The organism is Psychromonas sp. (assembly GCF_983033635.1).
Window position 1 is genome coordinate 1 of sequence record NZ_CEZLMY010000071.1, and the last position, 17,444, is coordinate 17,444.

Genomic DNA, 17,444 nt, shown 5'->3' on the forward strand with positions numbered 1-17,444 from the left:
CAATATTGCCGTTATTTTGACTAACTATTCTCTGTTTTGCCAATTTTTTACTCAAAATAGACAAATTTAACCCATTTATAAACAACAATGATTGGAGCAACCTTAAGTTTGCTCTATTATAGCGGGCTATAATTTTCTTTATTTAAGCTTAGCGCTTTCAGTTTCTAAGCTACCTTTGTGAGTTGTAAATGTTAAAAATTTTTCCTCTATTACTAATTTTATTGCCATTTTCTCTTGTCTGTGCAGATGAAAAAGCAGAAACAGATGAGATTACTGATAATGACACAGTATTAGCCAATGCCGCAAAACCAACCGCCGAGCAGTCCAGAGGCACACCAGGCTCCCGCGATTTTTTCTTTAACCAGTGTTATCGCAATGTTCCTCCGGTTACAAGTGAAACCAATACGCTGCCAAAGAACCAGATACCCGTTAATATTGATGCTCGGACATTATCAGGCTTCCCAGATAAACTTATTTATCAAGGTGATGTAAATCTCACCCAAGGTAATAAATTTTTAGCTGCTGACAAATTAACCTATTTTAAAGAGGAAGAAAGAGTAACAGCGGAAGGTAATGTAAACTTTATCAACGGTGATGTGACTCTCTATTCGGACAGCATTGAAACACAGATAAACAACGACCAGACAACATTGCAACAATCTGACTATCAATTTCATGGCCGTGGCGGACGCGGTAACGCGGAGCGAATTTATGATAATGGATTAGATCTTTATGAGTTTAATTCATCAACTTACAGTGCCTGTCCACCGCAAGATAATACCTGGGCACTTGATTCTACAACCCTTTATCTAGATAAGGAAGCAGACGTAGGCAGTGCCTATAATGCTGTCTTAAAAATAAAAGATGTCCCGGTTTTTTACTTCCCTTATGTAACTTATCCACTGTCAGATAAACGCAAAACGGGTCTTTTATTCCCTAGCTATGAACTATCAGATACCAATGGTCTAACTATCAGTCAGCCTTTGTATATCAATATCGCTGAAAATATGGATGCTACCCTCACAGCAACCTATATGGAAGAGCGTGGTACATTATTGGCAACAGAATATCGTTACCTCTTTGATGTGGGCTCGGGTAAAATTCAGGCTGAATATCTTAGCGACGATAAAATTCGCAATGATGATCGCTATCTTTATCACTGGGATCATAGCCTGTCTTTTGCCAAAAACTGGTCTTTTAATGTTAATTATTCAGCGGTAAGTGATGATTATTATTTCAGTGATATCGACACAGAATATGGAACGCGCAGTGATAACCAGTTATTACAAACAGCAAAACTAGGCTACAGAGAGCAAAACTGGAATAGTGAGTTAGAGGTTCGAGACTTTCAAATTTTAGCTGGTGGAGACACCCCTCACAAAGTAATGCCCAAAGTTGCTTTTAGTGCTTATCAACCGATAAATTGGAAAAGCCTACAATTAGACTGGTACTCTGAAATATCCAAATTTGATCATAGTGATAACAATGTTTATAACGGCACCCGCATACATTTACAGCCAAAACTTTCATTACCCCTTTATTACAACTCTATGTTTGTAAATACCGAGCTTAAATATATGCTTAGTTTTTACCAACAAACTTTACCTGAGTCGAATAAAGAAGATTGGTATAGCGATTTAGATGAAAGTGTCAGTCGTTATATTCCCTCTTTTAAAATTAATTCAGGTGTTAACTTTGAACGTGATTTTTCAATGTTCAATAGTGAATATAGACAAACATTAGTGCCGCAAATTCAATACTTATATGTGCCATATCAAGACCAATCAAATATCGGTCTTTATGATACAACGACCATGCAGCAAGATTATTATGGCCTGTTCCGTGATAACCGTTTCTCCGGTTACGATCGTATTGCCGACGCAAACCAGATAACCTTTGGTGTTTCGAGCAGTTTCTTAAATGCACAAGGGCAAGAAAGGATGCGCTTTGCGCTTGGCCAGAATTACTATTTCACCCCTTCACGGACACAATTACCCACAAATAGCGCGTTGACTGATACAGCGAGTCGCTCTTCAATTATCGGCGAGTTTGATATTAACTTTGCAGACGAATATTTCTTTCATGGGGGACTTGAGTGGGACAATGATAAAAATGTACTCAACAGAGCAAACAGCACCCTTGAAAAACGCTGGTTATATAATACCTATGCACAGTTAAACTATCGCTATATTGCGATTCCCGAAGAAAATACAGCTGCTATTCAAGCCGAAGGTTTAGTTAACCAACTTGGCAGTAAAATAAATTGGCCGATTAACAGCCAGTGGACCTCTTTTGCCAGTTATTATTATGACCTTGAATATAGCCATCCCTACGAAACGATTGTCGGTTTGAAATACCAATCCTGTTGCTGGGCATTTGGTTTTACCTACGATAAGCACATGCTTGCATACCGCGGCGAACTAGATACAATTCGAGAAGATTATGAAACCGAGCACAGTTTTAAAGTTAACTTTGAACTAATGGGGTTAGGTGGCGTCGGATTTAGCACTGGTGAACAAGGTCTTTTTGATTACGGCCGCCCTTTTTACTTACAATAATGGAAAAAAAATGAAATTGATAAAAAATATTCTTCTGCCCTTTGTCTGCGCTACATTGATAGCTCCACAAGTTTTTGCAGAGAGTAAACCATTAGACAAAATTGAAGCGGTTGTTAATCAGGAAGTCATTTTAACAAGCGATATCAAACGTATGCAGGAAGAGATAAAAGATCGTTATAAAGAGAGCGGTAAAAGCTTACCAGCAGATGATGTTTTGCAGAAACAGATCCTTGATAAGCTAATCGGTGACCGTTTACAGTTACAAATAGCAGAACGAATTGGTTTACGTATTAATGATGCGCAGCTTAATCAAACTCTGCAGCAGATTGCTAACGAGAAAGGTTTAACCCTTTCTCAGTTGCAGGATGACCTTGAAAAAAATGGCAAAAGTTATGCTGCCTTTGTTGATGGTATCCGAAATGAGTTAACCATTAATGAAATTCGCCAAGTACAAATACGCCGTCGTATCAATATTTCAGATCAAGAAGTGGAACAGATGGTAAAACGGATCAATGAGCAGGGACAAAAAACAACTCAGTTTCAATTCGCCCATATCCTATTAAAAACCAACAGTGACAGCCCGGTTAAAGAGCAGCAGGCTATCGAAATACAAGCCAACGAGCTGTTAGCTAAAATTAAACAAGGTGAAGATATCTCTTCATTAGCAGTGAAGTATTCTCAAGGCCCTAAATCACTGGAAGGTGGTAACTGGGGCTGGCGTACCATTGATGAAATACCAACACTATTTGCAGATTTATTTGATGATCTGACGACTAAAAAAGGAGATATTATTGGCCCAATTCGTACTGATCTTGGTTTGCATATCATCAAAATTCTTGATAAAAAAGGCTCAGAAAGTGTTATGACTGTTGAAGTTAATGCGCGCCATATCCTAATCAAATCGAATATTATTCTTAGCGATGAAAAAGCAGAAAAATTATTAAAAGATTACCGCCAAGCGATTTTAGATGGCACAGAAACCTTTGCTGATTTAGCTAACGAACATTCACAAGATCCGGGCTCTGCAGTAAAAGGTGGTAAACTCGGCTGGGCAGATCCTAATATGTATGTGCCAGAGTTTAGGGACTTAGCACTATCACTTCCTATGGGAGAGATCAGCGCACCATTTCGTACTATGCATGGCTGGCACCTCCTGCAGGTGATGGACAAACGCGAATCTGATACTACCGAGCAAGCAACCAAACAAAAAGCGTACGGCATATTATTTAAACAACGCTTCCCAGCAGAAGTTTATGCATGGATGAATGAAATTCGTCAGGAAGCATATATTAAAATAAATAATCCTAATTATATTATTGAGGCACAATAATGGTTAAGCGTTTAGTCATCACTGCAGGTGAGCCAAGTGGTATTGGCCCAGATCTTATTTTACAACTTGCAAAACAGCAGTGGCCAGTGCAACTGGTCATTTGCAGTGATAAAACATTACTGGCGGAGCGTGCTGCATTACTCAATGAAAAGATCACATTTATTGATTATGAACCGAAAAAACCAGCGCAAACTTCCAAGCCTGGCACACTAATCGTTGCGCATATTCCTTTGCAGGAATCTGTTCAGGCAGGCAAGCTAAATAAAGGCAATGCGCAGTTTGTTTTAAATACACTGAAGTTTGCCAGCCAAGGTTGTTTATCGGGTGAGTTTTCAGCCGTTGTTACCGCACCAGTCCATAAAGGTGTTATTAATGATGCTGGCATCCCTTTTAGTGGCCATACCGAATTCTTTGCGGAGCAGGCTGATGTTGCTCTGGTTGTTATGATGTTAGCGACAACGGGTTTGCGCGTGGCATTGGTGACCACTCACTTACCTCTGCAGGATGTTTCTAAGGCTATTACCGAAGCGCGTTTATCAGAAATAATAAATATTTTACATAAAGAGTTACAACTGAAATATGGCATCAAAACACCGCGTATCTATGTTTGCGGATTAAACCCGCATGCGGGTGAAGGTGGCCATATGGGACGAGAAGAGATTGAAACCATTGAACCAACATTGCAAAAATTGCGTGAACAGAATATTGACTTAATTGGTCCCTTACCTGCTGATACTTTATTCCAGGAAAAATACCTTCAAGATGCCGATGCAGTACTCGCTATGTATCACGATCAAGGTTTACCTGTTCTGAAATACAAAGGGTTTGGCAAATCGGTCAATATCACCTTAGGTTTACCCTTTATTCGCACTTCAGTAGATCATGGAACAGCACTTGATCTCGCTGGTACAGGACAAGCCGATGCGGGCAGTTTACTGTGTGCGATCAATGAAGCGATTACCATGAGCAACAGTCTCAAGTAATAAATAAAAGTTTAAAGAAAAAGGCATATTTTACAATGAATGGAAAAACCCACTTAGGACATACCGCGCGTAAACGTTTTGGACAAAACTTCTTACATGATGATTATATTATTGATTCTATTGTGGCCGCAATTGCGCCACAAGCTGATGATAATATAGTTGAAATCGGTCCCGGTTTAGGCGCACTAACTGAGCCGGTTGCTTCGAAAGTAAATCGCTTAAATGTGGTAGAGCTTGATAGAGACTTGGCTGAACGTTTAGCAAAACACCCGATTTTAGCTGATAAACTCAACATTACCCAAGCTGATGCAATGCAGTTTGATTTTGGGCAGTTAGCAAGTGCAGATAAACAGTTACGCGTGTTTGGTAACCTGCCTTACAATATCTCAACGCCACTGATGTTTCATCTGTTTGAATATGCAGATAAAATTTCTGATATGCATTTTATGCTGCAGAAAGAGGTGGTAAACCGCCTTTGTGCCGGTCCGAATTGCAAAGCCTATGGCCGTTTAAGTGTAATGGCGCAATATTACTGTAAAGTTATTCCAGTATTGGAAGTGCCGCCGACAGCATTTATACCCGCTCCGAAAGTTGAGTCAGCAGTGGTTCGATTAGAACCATACGATACTCCACCGTTTGTTGCCAAAAGTCTAAAAACACTTAACCAAGTGTGCTCAATGGCTTTTAATCAGCGTCGTAAAACAATTCGCAATGGCCTGCGCGATCTACTCAGCGTAGAACAGTTACAAGAGATTGGTATTGATTCAACAAAACGAGCTGAAAATATTAGTGTTGAAGAATACGTCAATATGGCCAATTATGTCTATGATATGAAAGTAGAATAAAAACATGGCAACCTATATTGTTGGTGATATCCAAGGCTGTTATGATGAATTACAACAGCTCCTTAAGCTAGCTGATTTTTGTCCTAAACAAGATGAGCTTTGGGTAACTGGCGATCTGGTTTCACGCGGCCCTAAATCGCTTGAAACCTTACGCTTTATTAAAGAGTTAGGTGATAGTGCAAAATTCGTATTAGGCAATCATGATTTACATCTGCTTGCCATTCATCAGGGTATTCACCGCAATAAAGAAAAAGATAAACTCAGTGCACTATTAAATGCGCCTGATTGTGATGACTTACTAAAATGGCTTCGTTTTCAGCCGCTTATATTACGTCATCCCGAATTTGATTTTGTGATGGTTCATGCCGGTATCTCTCCACAGTGGACCATTCCACAAGCTGAGAAATTTGCAAAAGAGGTTGAGCTTAGATTACATACTGATGACTTTAAGCAATTACTAAGTGATATGTATGGCAATCACCCGCAGTCTTGGTCAGAAAACTTACAAGGTATAGATAGATTACGCTTTATAATTAATGTATTTACGCGAATGCGTTACTGCACATTAGATGGCGCTTTAGAATTTGAAAATAAACTCGCTCCAGAGCAGACTGATAACTCCACTCTTAAACCTTGGTTTGAAATTGAAAGCCTTGATAAAAGTAGTGATATTCTCTTTGGCCATTGGGCAGCATTATTAGGAAAAGTAAATGAATCGGGTATTTATGGGCTTGATACCGGCTGCGTATGGGGGAATAGTTTAACCATGTTACGCTGGCAGGATAAAAAGCTATTTTCACTTGCTTGTCCTATACACAGTGAGTGATGCTTATACACTACTGCACTAGCATCACTTGATTGCGGCCATTTTCCTTCGCTTGATATAAACCTTTATCTGCCAGGCTTAATGCGGATTCTAAGCTATCCTGCTTACCCGTAAAGAGACCAATGCTCACCGTTACTTTAAGCTCGAGTCCATCCTCTAAAATAAATGAATCGGCTTCAATTAATGCTCGTAAATACTCTAATCGCTGCAAAGCCTCTTGTTTATTTTTATTCGACAGTAGAAAACAAAATTCTTCACCTCCGTACCTTGCTACAAGATCGTCATCTTTAAATTCTTTTAATAAAATAATTCCCAGCTGCTGTAAAACAAGATCTCCTGCATCATGGCCATAGCTGTCATTAACGTTCTTAAAAAAATCGATATCTAATAACGCCACCGCAATATTGGAATGGGTATTTTTATATCGTTCAAATAAGTCATCTCCATAATCAAAGAAGTGGCGACGATTATACAGGCCAGTTAAATAATCCCTTGTTGCTAAATACTTCAACTCCCTAATATGCTCCAGTAGCTCCATATTTTGATTGATACGGCAGAAAAATTCCTCTTCTAAAAAAGGTTTAGTAATAAAATCACTGCCTCCTAGTTTCAGGAAATGGGCAGAAAGTTGATTATTACCAAATGTTGACATACCAATAATCGCCATCTCTTGGCTATTATATAAGCGCCGAATATTTTTCGTTAACTCTAAGCCATCCATATTAGGCATATTAAAATCGGTCAACACTAAACTAACCGATCTGTTTTCTTCAAGTAACTGCAGAGCCTCGATGCCATCTTGCGCTTCCAGTACATTAAACTGGTAAATTAATAACAGATGTTTGATATATGAACGGACGCCTTTCGAATCATCAACAATTAATACTTCTATTTTTCTGTTACGATTTAGTTGATTTAATAACGACACCATATATTCAACATTCGCAGGTCCCTCTTTTAAGACATAATCAACAATACCTTTATTATAAATTTTCTTACGAAAGCTATCATCAAGCTGACCTGTGAAAATAATAGAAGGGATATGACGCGCTAAAACATAATCAATAACTTCACCGTCTGGCGCATCAGGTAAGTTAACATCAAGAAGACTAGCAAAAAATTTATATCTGTTTTCAGACAATAACAGTTTTAAATCGCTAAAATTTGCAACAGCGATAACTTTAAATTGCTTCACTGATTCGATACTACGTTTTAAAATGCGAGTGAACATTTGACTATCTTCCACCACTAAAACGTATTTGATCGATTCTTTTACCATTCTTGCCCCTTTATAAATAATCGTAGAATGACTAATTAAATATAGAAGAGTTTTATTATCAAGCGCGCTCTAATGTGACAAATTGGTAATTATGTGCATTTTTTTCATCTGCAAGATGCATCTCACGCTCAATCTCGCGCCAATTGGCCACCGCCTGATAATCAGGGAATTGCGTATCACCTTGCGTTTTTAAATCGATAAAAGTCAGATATAAACGGTTAGCTTGATTCAAAAATTGTTCATAAATCGTTGCTCCACCAATAACCATCACCTCTTCTGCACCTTGTACAATATCAAGTGCCTGCTGCACTGTTTGCACACAGCTTACACCTTCAATCTGCAAGTTTTTATCTCGAGTTAAAACGATATTGGTTCTACCTGGTAGTGGACGACCTATTGACTGATAGGTTTTACGCCCCATAATCACCGGCTTACCTAGTGTTACACGTTTAAAAAACTTGAGATCACCCGGTAAATGCCATGGCATTTTATTATCTAAACCAATCACGCGATCTTCTGCCATCGCAACAATCATTGAAATTTTCATATCTACCCTTGTGTTATCATTTTCAAACAAGATTATCATAAAACATGAATAATTAACCTTCTATACCCAAACTACTTCAAGATGCAAATTCAGAGCTTAGCCCGGATGCTAGAACAAGATGCAACATGATGAAAATGGTTATTCCCTTTTCAAGTGTTGCAACGCAGTGCGCGCTTTCGGGCTAAACTCCCGAAGGGCAAGGCGATAAACAATGATCTTCGTTGTTAGAAGGTTTTGATTTAGAGTAACTAGATCATCAACCTTCTGCCTAGAATCTCATCATTTATCAACTTGCTGATTCTTGTATCTTGAGGCAGCTTGGGTATACATAAAGGTGTTTGTTTTCAAAAATATAAATTGAAAATATGCATAAAATATTTTGCATTTGTTATGATGAAGAGAGCATTATTAATGATGCATATTAATTATTAGGAAATTAACATGGGAATTTCACTAAAAAAAGGGATACTGATCGGTCTGGCGATCCTCTTCTTTGTATTATGGCTAGTCTCTATTTGGTGGGGCTGGATGCCATCAGCTTATGATGTTAAAGCAAAAACGCTTGAAGTAGCAAAAATTAATAATCATAAAATTGTGCCGGGTTATGCCACCACCACGACTTTAATTGATATCAGCAGTTGGTTAATTGAAAAACCAGGCGGTTTTTTAGCAAACGATATTACCCCACCAGCAATTTTTATGGATAATATGCCCGCTTTTGAGTATGGCGTGCTGGAGCAAGTACGAGATTTATCTCTGGTAATGCGTTTAGACTTTAGCCGTTCACAATCACAATCAACGGGTGACAAAGACTTAGAAATAGCACAAAGCAAACTCAATATTTCCCACAAAAACTGGGCTCTACCAAGCGCTGAAGGTGAATATGCCGATGCAATCGTCGCTTTCAAACGCTACCGTCAAAGATTAGTATCTAAAGATGAAACTGACGCGCAATTTTACACGCGTGCAGATAACTTAAGTGATTGGTTACGCAAGGTAGAAAAGCGCTTGGGCTCCATTTCACACCGTTTAAGTGCCAGTGTGGGCCATGAACGTTACAACATTGAATTAGCTGGCGATCCAACCGCCAAACAAGCAACAGAAACAGCAGATGAGGTGCAGGATAAAACTTCTTGGTTTAAAATTGATGATGTATTTTACGAAAGCCGTGGTGCAGCTTGGGCTATTTTGCATTTTTTAAAAGCGGCCGAAATTGATTTTGCGGATGTATTAGAAAAGAAAAATGCACAAGTAAGCTTGAAGCAGATTATTCGTGATTTAGAGTCAACTCAAGATACTATCTGGAGCCCAATGATATTAAACGGTAGTGGCTTTGGCCTGTTGGCAAACCACTCTTTAGTGATGGCAAATTACGTGTCACGAGCCAATGCAGCACTGATTGATCTGCGCGCTTTATTAGAGCAAGGTTAATTTATTAAAGGTTATTTATAAAAGGTGCAGCCGGAATAGCTACTGACGTTGCCACCTTTATATACAAACGGCAAAAATCACGGCAGGTTGGATTAAAAAAGGGACTGATAAAATAATTACAAACACAGTCAGCAGTATGAGACTCAATGTTGTGGCCGCTATCAGTTTCGGATGCCTATCTGGCTGGTTGGCTATAAATATATTCAGCAACAGTGAGCTTAGCATAGTAATAATCTGATTCTATCTCAATGTGCCCCATACTTAAGTGCATGCAGTTCAAGCAGTTCGCTAATTTTATCTGCTGAGACAGGTTGTGAATAGAAATACCCCTGTACCAGATCACAACCATAGCGACGCAGACAAGCAAGTTGCTCAGCGGTTTCTACTCCTTCAGCCACAACCTCTAGTCTGAGGTTTTTTGCCAGAGTAATAATCGACTTAATAATGGCAATATCCTGTTGATCTTCTGGAATATGATCAACAAATGACTTGTCAATTTTTAGCGTAGAAATCGGTAGATTTTTCAGTTGTGATACACAGGAATAACCAGTACCGAAATCATCAATTGACATTTTTATACCAAGATCACTCAGCTTTCTCAGTGTTGCCTGACAATTCCCTTCTCGATTATTTGGCACCAGGTAATCCTCGGTGATCTCAATTTCAAGAAGCGTGGCACTAACGCCTTCTTGCTCAAGTACAGCTGCAAGGTAATCAGTAAACTTATCACTGTGCAGTTGCCGCCCCGATACATTAACGGCAATAGTTAAGTTTGCACAAGCCGTTCCCTGCCATGCCCACAATTGGCCGACAGCCTGCTGAATCACCCATTTTCCTAATGGAATAATCAGTCCTGATTCTTCTGCAATGGGAATAAATTCGCTTGGCGATACTGCTGGTTTATCGCCTCTATCCCAACGCAGCAAGGCCTCTACGCCGGAGATATGACCAGTATTAGGTTCCACCTTTGGTTGATACACAAGTCTAAAACTATTATTTTCCAACGCCTTACGCAAGCCGTTTTCTAGTGACCAACGTCTGATGGTGACTTCCGTGAGATCTTCTGAGTAAAAAGAAAACTGATGCTGCTCGGAATGTTTCGCTTGATACATAGCCATATCTGCATTACGCAATAGTTCCTCGCTGTTGTTACCATTATCAGGATAAAGGCTTATACCAATGCTGGCCTCCACATAAAGCATCTTATTGCACAGATAAAAAGGCTGTTCAAACAGCGCCATGGTGCGTTGAATAAAAGACATTGCTTCTTGAGCATGTTCAATCGCATCAAGAATAATGGCAAATTCATCGCCCCCCAGTCGGGCTACCGTATCATAATTACGGACTTCGCCACGCAATCGGACAGCTACTTCACACAATAAAGCATCACCGACTTCATGCCCTAAGGAATCATTAATATTTTTAAAGCGATCCAAGTCAATAAACAGCAGCCCCACTTTACAGTTACGCCGTTTAGCTCGCTGCATCGAGCGCTCCAATTGTTGCTGAAACAAAATGCGGTTAGGCAGATCGGTAAGCGGATCATGATGGGCGATATGGATAAGGCGTTGCTGTGATTTTTTAAGTTCAGTCACATCTTGTATTATCCCTGAAAGTACTGGCGAGGAACCAGTGCAGCTTTCCAAGCGCCTCCCTTGCAAATGCACGTATAACAGACACTTATTGGGCAACTTAACTCTAACATCTAAGTCAAAGCTTTCTCCGTTAAGCAATGCCTGCTGTAATACGCTTTTGACGTGCAAACGATCAGCCGGATGAACTAGGGATATCAGGTAATCGAGGCCATGCTCAAATTGCGTGCCCGGCAATGAGCACATTTTAGTGAACTGCCGAGACAGTAGCAAACGCCCCTGTGTACCATCTAACTCCCAGTGTCCTAATTTAGCAATTTGCTGAGCATGCTCAAGTCGACGCTCGCTTTTCTTTAAAGATTCAAAATAACTACTGGCACGTAAGATGTAACGTAAATGATGGGCAATTAAAGACCAGTTAATCGGCTTAACCATAAAATCCGTGGCACCTAAGCGGTAAGCCTTCTCAATTGATTGTCTGTCATCCATTCCCGTAATCATCACCACAGGCAGATCCTGCCCTTGCACAGACTCTCGGATTATTTTGCACACCTCAAATCCGTTTAATTTCGGCAGATCAACATCTAATAGTACTAAATCAGGTTTCAGCTCATTAAACAGGGCTACCCCTTCAGCGCCATCTTCAGCTTCAATAATACGGAACGTATTTGCTGACAACGCTTGACGAATTAACAGTCGCGTCATCTCATCATCATCCACCACTAATATCGACTTTCTATTCATAAGACCTCAAATAATGCGTTATGGTGAAAGCAAGTTTTTTTCAAAAAAATAACGTTTCACTGCACAAGACTCCAGCTTAATTTCAGTAATAAGACCGGGTATCAAAGAGAGCATTTCCGATATAGCGGCCTCCTCTAATTGCTTGCACAAATCCGATAGCCGATAAGCGCCAACATTTGCACAGCTGGATTTTAATGCATGCGCCAATTGCCGTAAACTTTCTGCTTGTTGAGGCTGTTCTGCTAACAGTCCTAAGCACTCCTCTAACGTATCTAAAAATAGCCGGATAACTTTAGCAACCAAGTGCTCTGACTGATCAGGCCTAAGTGCCGCAATTTTTTCCAGCGCACTTGGATCCACAGACATTGCACTCTGTTGCTCTCCGCTATTTTTACTTTTTGCACGCTCTAAACTACCTTGCCAATCATGTTGCTTGTTCACGTCTAACTTTCCCTCTCGTGGAGCCATCAACCATGGGGTTAGCGACTCATAAAGTTGCTCTGCTGAAAAAGGCTTACTCAAATACCCATTCATGCCAGCTTGCAGGCAACGCTCCATATCCCCATCCATCGCATTAGCCGTTAATGCGATAATCGGTAACCCAGGAAAAACTTCTCCTGTTAACTCCATTTTCCGAATCTTGCGGGTTGCTTCCAGTCCATCCATCTCTGGCATCTGCATATCCATCAAAATAAGATCATAAGTCTGTTGTTGAACAGCTTCAACCGCAGCCAGGCCGTGATCGGCATGCTCGACCTGCAGACCAAAAGATTCCAGCATAACCAGTGCCACCTCCTGATTCACCTTATTATCTTCGGCAACCAGTAAACGGTAAGGATAATCAAAACAAAAATAAGGCAATGCTTCAACATTACCATCACTAGCAAATTTTTCCTCCTGAAAAACTTCTGTTAAACAGTGATAAAGATCTTTTTGTAATACCGGTTTATGAAGGAAACTGGCAATGCGTTTTTTTTGTAATAATGCAGGAGCCACTGCCACTGAACTTAATATCACCATCAAGGGTTGTCGCCACAATGAATTTTGAAGGATCTTAGTGGCTAACTCTAATCCATTCATACCCGGCATATTCATATCTAAAATAAGTAAATCGTAAGGACGCTGTTTAGTTTCGGCAACTTGTATCAACTGTAGTGCTTGCAGACCGGAATCGGCAAGATCACAGCTGATACTAATCGCCGCCAGCTGCTCCTGCAAAAGTAACTGATTGCTATGGTTGTCATCAACGACTAGCAAACGCTTATCCTGCAACTGATATAACGCGAGCGGCGTTGCTAAGCCAACGTTCTGCAGTTGCGGTAGCGCAAGCGTAAACATAAAGAGGCTGCCCTTATCAACTTCTGATTTTACGCTAAGCTCTCCCCCCATCATATCTACCAATTGCCGGGCAATCGGCAGACCTAAGCCTGTGCCTCCATATTTTCGGGTGGTTGAACTGTCTGCTTGAGAAAATGAGCTGAAAATATGTTCTATTTTATCCTCTTGAATACCTATGCCCGTATCTTCTATTTCAAACTGTATCAACTCCCCTTCCTGCTCTGTAACGCGAAACAGTACCTGCCCCTGCGCCGTAAATTTAAGAGCATTACTAAGAAGATTACTAAGCACTTGTCTTAGTCGTATCGGATCACCTTGATAAATACTAGGAAAATTGGGAGGAATAGAGAGCACCAGCTCTAAATTTTTACGATAAGCTGGCTCAGCATACAAGATGCCAAGCTCTTCAATCAGATCGCGTAGGTTAAATTCAATCGATTCTAACTCCATTTTTCCCGCTTCAATTTTGGAAAAATCTAAAATATCATTGATAACATCCAGAAGGCTTTTTCCAGATTGATAGACAGTTTCAGTAAAACGCTTTTGTCGCTCATCCAGTCTAGTATTAAGTAATAGTTCAGTCATGCCCAGTATCCCATTCATAGGGGTGCGGATCTCATGGCTCATGGTCGCTAAAAATTCACTTTTAGCTTTGCTGGCAGCTTCTGCATGCTCTTTAGCTAATAACAACTCCTGAGTACGCAGCGTTACTTTTTCCTCTAAAGTATCACGATGATTTGCCAGCTCCTTATCTCGTGTTTCAACCTGCTCTAACATCATATTAAACCCTTGGATCAGCGAACCGATTTCATCATGGCGCTGACCAGGAATGCGAATATGATAATTTTTCTGCTGCGAAACCTGCTGCATCACTTGTCTCATCTGCAGTAAAGGTTGGGAAATAAGGCGCTGCATACGGGTTGCAAGTAAGAAAGCCAGCAAAGTTCCGAACATAATAATGAAAGGGGCAAACATAGCCTGTCGCCATAAACGAACACGATGCTGGCTATGATCGTTCATTAGAACCACATGACCTAAGGTTTTCCCCTGTAAGCGAACCGGCTCAATATGGTAGATAACATCATAATCAGAGTCACTTTGTTGCAACATATGCAAGCTCATTTGCAGCAAAGTTTTATTCGTATCCGGAGCAAAAGAAGGCTTAATATATTCTGCCAATAACAGATGATCGTTATCATAAATCCTAGCTAGCACCACTTCTGGCTTTACCTCTAAACTATGCAAGCTTTCTTTGGCAGCTTCATTATCGTGAAAAGCCAGGGAGGCAGTGTTCTGTGACGCCATTAATCTGGCCAGTGCTTCCAGCTGATTTTTCACATCAATATGGCTGTAATGAAATTGCATAACAGCAATGACTCCCACTACCATCAAGGCCACCAAAGTTCCAGAAAACAAACCGATCGAGGTTAACTGGCTTCGTAATGAAAGATGCTTAAGTTTTATCATTAAGATTACCTCGGATTATCAACTAAGATCGCCAGTTTAAGTAGCTTAGAGCTTAATTTCAGCTCCGAGCGGGAGAGTTGCTGCATATTCACTTCAAAACGTAGACGCTGCTCTTTTTCAAGCAAGTTGATTAGCCCGCCATGGCGTAAAAACAAGCCATCATCACTGATAGTTAACACTGTTTTCTGATTGATTAAAGAAAGTAGATAACGGTAACGTCGGCGCTCTGCTACGCTGATATAAAGGGCATTACATTGGCTAAAATCGGCCTCTTTAGCTGGTTTCAGTAGAATAATCGGATGCCCGCTAATCTCTTTTTTTGCCAGCGACTGTAGCTCATCAACCACGCCCCCCTCACCATATAAACAGAACTGAAATGGACTGTCCGGACTGGCCCATGTTGAAGCAGGCCAACGGGTAAACTTGGCAATATTATAGATATAGGCCACTTTTAAAGAATCTAATGGACGCGACATAGCCAATGCAGGAAGCACTTCGCAGGCCATCATTACAAAGCAAAGTAACAAAAGCCAAAAACGTAGAGCGACACCTCTCACCATTGAACTCTCCCAATAGCAATCACCACATCAACACTCCTTTCAGAAAGAAACTACGCTCAAGGAATGAAGCAGATGACCAGGATTCAGTGATAAACTCTTGATTGGGAGAATCTAGCAGATTTCGTCCGACGAAGGATAACTCTAATGACTTCATTGGCCGCCAGGCAAGGCGCAGATCGCCATTGATATTACTGTCGATTGTTTCCGTTTCTCCTGTGAACCAGGAGCGCTGATCCACATAATAAAGGCGCAGATCTAATTCCACTGCTGCGCTTAAATCAAAACTACCCCACAACGAAACCTGATGATTGGGTGATCTATCAACATCAGCGGAGATGATATTAGCACTAAAATCATTGGGCTTAGTATCCTCTAGTTTGATATCCAATAGGCTATAGGCAAAACGAAAGCGGGTAGAGGGAGAGGCTTGCCAAGTCGTTAATAGTTCAAAACCACTGCTGTGCCCTTGAATATTATTGGCAAGCTCCAATGGGAGCACAAGGTACATTGTCCCATTGATATCCTGCATTTTTGCATCCCCAATATTATAACTACGCAGGTTTGTATAATTATTATAAAAAGTTGCCAAATCCACCGCCAACTGCGGCAGTGGCATCCAGCGCACACCGAGCTCATAGGCATCTACTTGCTCAGATTGAAATCCCTGCTGTCCTAAAACCTGTAACAAAGTTGGTAGTGGATTATTCGGATCCAATCCAAAGGGAGGGATAATACTAATATTAATGGCAGTGTCGGTATCCACTCGAGAGGGAGTGCGCATCGCACGCGAGATAGCCCCCCACCAGGTCAGTTTCTCACTAGGCACCCAGCTAGCCCGTAAGTTCGGTTGCACCTCTGTGCCAGTGTAACTATTACCTTCAAGCTTAACGCCTAAGGTCAGAGAGATATTTTGCTCAGGAAAATAGATACTATCTTGAAGAAACAAATTCCAGATATCACTGCGCTCGATAGGATCAGTAACGGAAATTAACGGTGAGGAAGTCATATCATTATAACTCCAGCGGTAACCGGTTCCCCACACTAGCTCATGGTTTGCAAAAGGTGCAAACTGATGCTGTAACTCAAAATCTAAGGTGTCACGACGTTCACTATATTTAAGCTCCTGGTGATCATAAAAATCATAACTAAACTTAACGTTTAACTCTGAATCCAGGCCCGTCATCAGACCCCAACGTACACCTAAATTGCCCCCTTTAGCTTCGATATCACCATTAACGACTTGACTCTCGTAAGGAGGCTCAAAATTGGGGATAGTATGCTGCTGACTGAGATCATCGCGATAGAGGTCCCCTTGAAAAGTCAGCCATTGATTTTCGCTATGCTGTATATCAAGACGTAACCCCGTCTGCAGATAATCACCGCCATTATCCTGATCCATCCCGAACTGATCTTGAGATTCATCCAAGCGTCGTCCTTTGACATAAACTCGTGCCTGCGCATTCTCGGAAGGCTCGAAACCTTGACGAGCCTCAACCAGCCCCTTTAATTCGTTACCAGCAGCAACGGAAAGCAGTCCACCTTGGCTATCACTGGCTTCCCGAGTAATAATATTAATAATACCATTCACGGCATTTGCGCCCCAGAGAGTGGCACCGGGACCGCGGATCACCTCAATTCGCTCAATATCCTCCAGCAGATAATCAAGATATTCCCAGTAAACCCCCGAATAGGTCGGGGTATAAACACTGCGTCCATCAATTAACACTAATAATTTATTTGCAAAACGACCATTAAAACCGCGAATACCGACAGCCCATTTATTGGGATCAATCTGTGCCACATCAACTCCCGGCACTAAGCGTAACGCTTCCGGAATGGAGGTGGCGCCAGAACGACGAATCTCATTCCGGGTCACCACATAAACAGCCGCCGCCGCCTCGGAAAGTTTTTCACTTTTTTTACTTACCGAAGTGATCTCAATCT

The 17,444-nt window shown here is 40.9% G+C and carries 12 protein-coding genes; 6 read left to right on the forward strand and 6 right to left on the reverse strand.

Annotation, left to right across the window (positions count from 1 at the left end):
- Positions 1-188: 188 nt before the first annotated feature.
- The 5 genes from lptD to AC4GME_RS10740 are packed head-to-tail and all read left to right on the forward strand — an operon-like array spanning position 189 to position 6,542.
- Positions 189-2,558, forward strand: a complete 2,370-nt coding sequence (gene lptD, locus AC4GME_RS10720) for an LPS assembly protein LptD (RefSeq protein ID WP_490376377.1) — start codon at positions 189-191, stop codon at positions 2,556-2,558.
- Positions 2,559-2,568: 10 nt separating this feature from the next.
- The gene (surA, locus tag AC4GME_RS10725; RefSeq protein WP_490376376.1) at positions 2,569-3,888 is read left to right on the forward strand and encodes a peptidylprolyl isomerase SurA; all 1,320 of its coding nucleotides are present in this window, start codon (positions 2,569-2,571) and stop codon (positions 3,886-3,888) included.
- Entirely contained in the window at positions 3,888-4,871 is a 984-nt protein-coding gene (gene pdxA, locus AC4GME_RS10730; protein WP_490376375.1) for a 4-hydroxythreonine-4-phosphate dehydrogenase PdxA, read from the forward strand. Before surA ends, pdxA begins: the two co-directional genes overlap by 1 nt.
- 35 nt (positions 4,872-4,906) lie before the next feature.
- Entirely contained in the window at positions 4,907-5,716 is an 810-nt protein-coding gene (gene rsmA, locus AC4GME_RS10735; protein ID WP_490376374.1) for a 16S rRNA (adenine(1518)-N(6)/adenine(1519)-N(6))-dimethyltransferase RsmA, read from the forward strand.
- Between the two features lie 4 nt (positions 5,717-5,720).
- On the forward strand, positions 5,721-6,542 hold the full coding sequence (locus tag AC4GME_RS10740) for a symmetrical bis(5'-nucleosyl)-tetraphosphatase (protein ID WP_490376373.1): 822 nt from the start codon (positions 5,721-5,723) through the stop codon (positions 6,540-6,542).
- A 10-nt stretch (positions 6,543-6,552) separates the two neighbouring features.
- Here AC4GME_RS10740 and AC4GME_RS10745 read toward each other — a convergent pair whose 3' ends face one another.
- Together AC4GME_RS10745 and folA are read right to left on the reverse strand one after the other, a co-directional pair.
- Positions 6,553-7,821, reverse strand: coding sequence for a GGDEF domain-containing response regulator (locus AC4GME_RS10745; RefSeq protein ID WP_490376372.1), 1,269 nt, complete (start codon positions 7,819-7,821; stop codon positions 6,553-6,555).
- 58 nt (positions 7,822-7,879) lie between these two features.
- Positions 7,880-8,368, reverse strand: a complete 489-nt coding sequence (gene folA, locus AC4GME_RS10750; RefSeq protein ID WP_490376371.1) for a type 3 dihydrofolate reductase — start codon at positions 8,366-8,368, stop codon at positions 7,880-7,882.
- A gap of 441 nt (positions 8,369-8,809) precedes the next feature.
- Here folA and AC4GME_RS10755 point away from each other — a divergent pair, with 441 nt between their 5' ends.
- Positions 8,810-9,799, forward strand: a complete 990-nt coding sequence (locus tag AC4GME_RS10755; RefSeq protein WP_490376370.1) for a DUF2333 family protein — start codon at positions 8,810-8,812, stop codon at positions 9,797-9,799.
- A 245-nt stretch (positions 9,800-10,044) separates the two neighbouring features.
- On the opposite strand, the gene AC4GME_RS10760 is transcribed toward AC4GME_RS10755, so the two are convergent.
- From AC4GME_RS10760 to AC4GME_RS10775, 4 genes are all read right to left on the reverse strand, one after another.
- Positions 10,045-12,135, reverse strand: a complete 2,091-nt coding sequence (locus AC4GME_RS10760; RefSeq protein WP_490379375.1) for a two-component system response regulator — start codon at positions 12,133-12,135, stop codon at positions 10,045-10,047.
- A gap of 18 nt (positions 12,136-12,153) precedes the next feature.
- Positions 12,154-14,940, reverse strand: coding sequence for a response regulator (locus AC4GME_RS10765; RefSeq protein WP_490376368.1), 2,787 nt, complete (start codon positions 14,938-14,940; stop codon positions 12,154-12,156).
- A gap of 5 nt (positions 14,941-14,945) precedes the next feature.
- Positions 14,946-15,500, reverse strand: coding sequence for a YfiR family protein (locus AC4GME_RS10770; protein ID WP_490376367.1), 555 nt, complete (start codon positions 15,498-15,500; stop codon positions 14,946-14,948).
- A gap of 19 nt (positions 15,501-15,519) precedes the next feature.
- The coding region (locus AC4GME_RS10775; RefSeq protein WP_490379376.1) for a TonB-dependent receptor plug domain-containing protein at positions 15,520-17,444 on the reverse strand (1,925 nt) is incomplete at its 5' end.